Here is a 3,973-nt window from a genome sequence, read left to right as displayed (position 1 = left end):
CTGATCCGCTGGCAGCATCCAGAACTGGGTTTGTTGTGTCCGGAAGAGTTCATCCCACTGGCGGAAGAGACAGGATTGATTGTACCGGTGGGTGAATGGGTATTGCGCCGAGCGTGCAGGACATTACGCAGCTGGATGGATGCGGGGTTAGATCTTAACCGGATGGCGGTCAATATTAACCTGTCCAGTAAACAGCTTAGGCATGAACATCTCAGTGAACAGGTCTTTAATGTGCTGAAAGAGTTTAACGTTCCGGCAGAGCACATCGAGCTAGAGATTACCGAAGGGACTTTGATGCATGATCCCAATGCGGCAGCTAGGGTATTGCAGCGTTTTATGGATGAAGGGATTGAGATCGCCATTGATGACTTTGGGACCGGTTATTCCTCATTGAGCTACCTGAAACGTTTACCGATCAATAAGCTGAAGATCGATCGCTCGTTCGTTCAGGATATACCTGAAAGTCAGAGTGATATGGAGATCGCCCGGGCGGTGATTGCTTTGGCACGGAGCCTGAACTTGACGGTGGTTGGCGAAGGGGTGGAAACCGAAGCGCAGGCTGCATTCTTGCGAGAGGAGGGTTGCGATATCGCGCAGGGCTTCCTCTATAGTAAGCCCATACCTGAACACGAAATGGTTACGCACTTTACTGGGAATGTGTTGAGTGGGTCACGCGTTTGATCTGCTGTCAGGGTTTGAAGGTCGCAAACTCTGACAGGATCTGCTTCAGAATCAATTCGCCTGCTTTGCCCAGTGGCTGATCTGTAGGGTAGACCAGCAGTGGGGTGAACGAGGAGCGGGAGCCTCCCTCGTAGTCCAGCTCAACCAGTTCGCCGGATATCAGTTCTTCCCGAATCAGGAACTCCGGCATCCAGCCAAACCCTAATCCCATCTTTAAACCGGATTTCTTACTCACAAAACCGTGCATAAAGAACACCCGGTCGCCGCCAAACTGATGCTCATCCAGCCTGTCTGTCGATTCTTCGCTTGAATCGTGAATGGTCAGCTCCACATGTTCGAGTAACTGATTCAGGTCGATCCGTTCCCGGGTCGCCAGCGCGTGATCGCAGGATGCCACCAGAACAAAGGTCACTTCGGGCAGTGGTACCGGTTTCAGATGAGGGCTGGGATGATAGTCTTTCACCAGCATCATGTGCGCTTTGTCCTGTTCGAAGCGTTTCTGTACGCCCCGCATCGCTTCCACTTTGACCTGAATCTTGGTCGGGATTTCGCGATCGACCAGCACCTTCATCGCTTTCATGACCGGTTCCATAGGCAGAGACGCATCGACGACCAGATCAAAGTGAGGCTCCCAGCCTTCGGAATAATGATCAGCCAGCTTCTCAATGCGCTCAGCCTGTTGCAGCAAACGTCGTCCCTCTACCCAAAGTGCTTTTCCCTTCGGTGTCAGTTCCGCGCGATAACTGCTGCGATCGAAGATGGCGACATCAAGCTGATCTTCGAGCTTTTTGATCTGATAGCTGATCGCTGACTGGGCTTTATGCAGGCGGGCAGCGGCCTTCGCAAAGCTACCCTCTTCAATGACAACATCCAGAACGCGCAGCGCTTCGATATCCAAACGCACTCTATTTCTCCCGTTTAAAATCGCAGTGTCTAAATAGATTATCAGTTTTTTAGATGGGGTTGGTCGAAAATATATTCTATCTATCGCTGTTTCATTTATCTAAATTGAGCCGCCTCATGGAACTGCTATGCGACGGTGACGATATCGTTGTATATGAAGACTCAATCACGCTCAAGATTTGTCTGTGCAAATCCATGTTTTGCGATCAGTCAGCGGCTCTCTGATTGATCGTAAACAAAAGACGAAACGTATAAAAATAACTATCAGGAAATCGACATGAAGTTCAACAAACTCGCCGTGGCTATGGCGGCTCTGAGTGCTATCTCTACCGGTCAGGCAATTGCAGCAGAAGCTGATGACCAGATGCAGGTGAACCTGGGCCTGCGTACCTTCTACATGAACCGTGATTTTGATGCGGGTATCCCGGATACCATCGCAGCGGGTCAGGCGTTCCGTGCCGAATTCCTGTCGCCATTCTGGAACGACATGATCGGCGTAGACGCTTCTGTTGTTCACGTGGCTAAGCTGGAAGGGGACAAAACTGTCAACTCTTCTGACGTGCTGACCACCCGTGGTGATGGTTACACCACCCTGGAACAGGCGTACATCAAGATCAAACCAACGGATAACCTGAACATCCGTGCCGGTCGTATGATTCTGATGACCCCGTTGCTGAATGATCTGACCTCCCGTATCTCTGCACCAAGCACGCAGGCGATCCATGCAACGGCTAGCTTTGAAGGCGGTGAGATCTACGGTATCTACTCCGACAAAGCGTCCATGAACAACGACGAAGACTTCGAAGCGTACAGCGCAAACGGCGAAGACTACGACGTTGCGTCCATCGGTGGTTCTTACAAATTTGCGAACGGTCTGAGCACGCACATCCAGTACGGTGTGGCGGATGATTACCAGAAGCAGGCGTACTTCAACTTCGCCTACCCAACAAAAGTGGGTGACTACGATCTGATGCTGGACCTGACCCACATGCGTGGTGAAGACGATGGCGACCTGTACGGCCGCGATTACGACAGTAACCTGACCGGTCTGACGGCACGTCTGTCTCAGGGCAACCTAGCGTACACCATCGCGTACCAGACGGTTGGCGGCAGCGATGCTTACGATCAGAAATGGGGCGGCGCGGATAACACCCAGTTCTTCACTTGGGGTGCTGTACAGCTGCTGGATTTCAACGCTAAAGACGAACAGTCTTTGCAGGCACGTATCGACTATGACGTACCGGGCATTCCGGGTCTGCACCTGATGGCACGTCACACTGAAAGCTGGGATATCGACCATGCCGGTGGTGATGACGGTCAGCGTCATGAAACCAACGTCGACGTGAAATACACCCTGCAGGACGGCGCGGCGAAAGGCCTGAACCTGCGTCTGCGTGTAGCTAATGTTGATGGCGACGATGCAGTTGTACCGCGTATCAACGACATCCGCTTCATCGTGGATTACAAAACGAACCTGCTGTAACCGGCACGTTCAGGGCAGTGGAGTGAACGCCAGGTTCGCTGTGCTGCCTGCCTTCAATTTTCAACACATACGTACCCTGGAATTCTGCTGCATAAGGCTTAGGGGCTGTAGCAGGGTTTCGTCCTCAGGCGTTATTCGTTTCTCTTGGTGAGTAACGCCTTCTGTCCGTGGTTTAATCCTGTCGGAACCGCGTTTGGGCGGAGGTTCGGGCCTCCGCCTTTTTTTCCTTATCCTCATAAGCCTGCTTTGTTCGGCTAAGCGTTGTTTTTGTACTCTCAGGGTTCAAATCAAAACGTATTTGCATAATATTCCCGTTGCACTATGTTCCAGTTATCCTGACTGTGCCGTCGAAATATCTTTGTGTCAGAAGCGGATAAAGGGACTGTGAGTGTCTGTCGTGTTTGGCCGACCATTCAAACAGGCAGGGCCTCGATCACGGTGTTGTACAGTATCTCGTCCGTTGGCGTAGCTGATTATATCTGCAGCAAGTTGGCTGAAGCGGGAGGATATTCTCTCTGTCCGGTAGGGCGGCTACGCGGATGCGGTTCTTATGGTTAAGGATATTCGAGCCTGTCTTTGGCTGGCTGTTTGATAACCACTCTACTCTCAAGATCTCAATGCATTAGCGGATAATCTGTCGCGGGTTAGCCCGTATCCTCATACTGGGTGATTTAAGTGTAAGTCTCTGTATACACATCTGTGACGATAGGTTCATAGATGGTTTTTATCTATCTGATAATTGGGCCGAAATTATTTCTGGCACAGTCTCTGCCTTACTATTACTACCAATAATGAATAGAAATGCACGGTGTTGTACCGGTTCGGATACGCGTGTCTTTTATATGTGGAGACCAACATGTTTACCAAGCTCCTTAAGATCTGGATTTGTATAATGTTACTCGGTGG

Annotated in this window: 3 protein-coding genes; 2 read left to right on the top strand and 1 reads right to left on the bottom strand. The window is 50.9% G+C overall.

What is annotated here, in order from left to right; translation table 11 throughout:
* On the top strand, positions 1–681 hold a 681-nt coding region (locus ABYW01_RS16020; protein WP_372834582.1), incomplete at its 5' end, for a putative bifunctional diguanylate cyclase/phosphodiesterase.
* 7 nt (positions 682–688) lie between these two features.
* Here the strand turns inward: ABYW01_RS16020 and ABYW01_RS16015 are convergent.
* A complete protein-coding gene (locus tag ABYW01_RS16015) occupies positions 689–1,585 on the bottom strand; it encodes a LysR family transcriptional regulator (protein ID WP_372834579.1) in 897 nt (298 codons plus the stop codon).
* A 276-nt stretch (positions 1,586–1,861) separates the two neighbouring features.
* Here ABYW01_RS16015 and ABYW01_RS16010 point away from each other — a divergent pair, with 276 nt between their 5' ends.
* On the top strand, positions 1,862–3,067 hold the full coding sequence (locus tag ABYW01_RS16010) for an OprD family outer membrane porin (RefSeq protein ID WP_372834576.1): 1,206 nt from the start codon (positions 1,862–1,864) through the stop codon (positions 3,065–3,067).
* Positions 3,068–3,973 lie beyond the last annotated feature (906 nt).

Origin of the sequence: Pontibacterium sp. (assembly GCF_041587635.1) — a bacterium.
In the GTDB taxonomy this organism is placed as follows: domain Bacteria; phylum Pseudomonadota; class Gammaproteobacteria; order Pseudomonadales; family Balneatricaceae; genus Pontibacterium.
The sequence above is the reverse complement of the archived record's forward strand: the minus strand, read 5'-3'. Positions and strand labels throughout refer to the sequence as shown.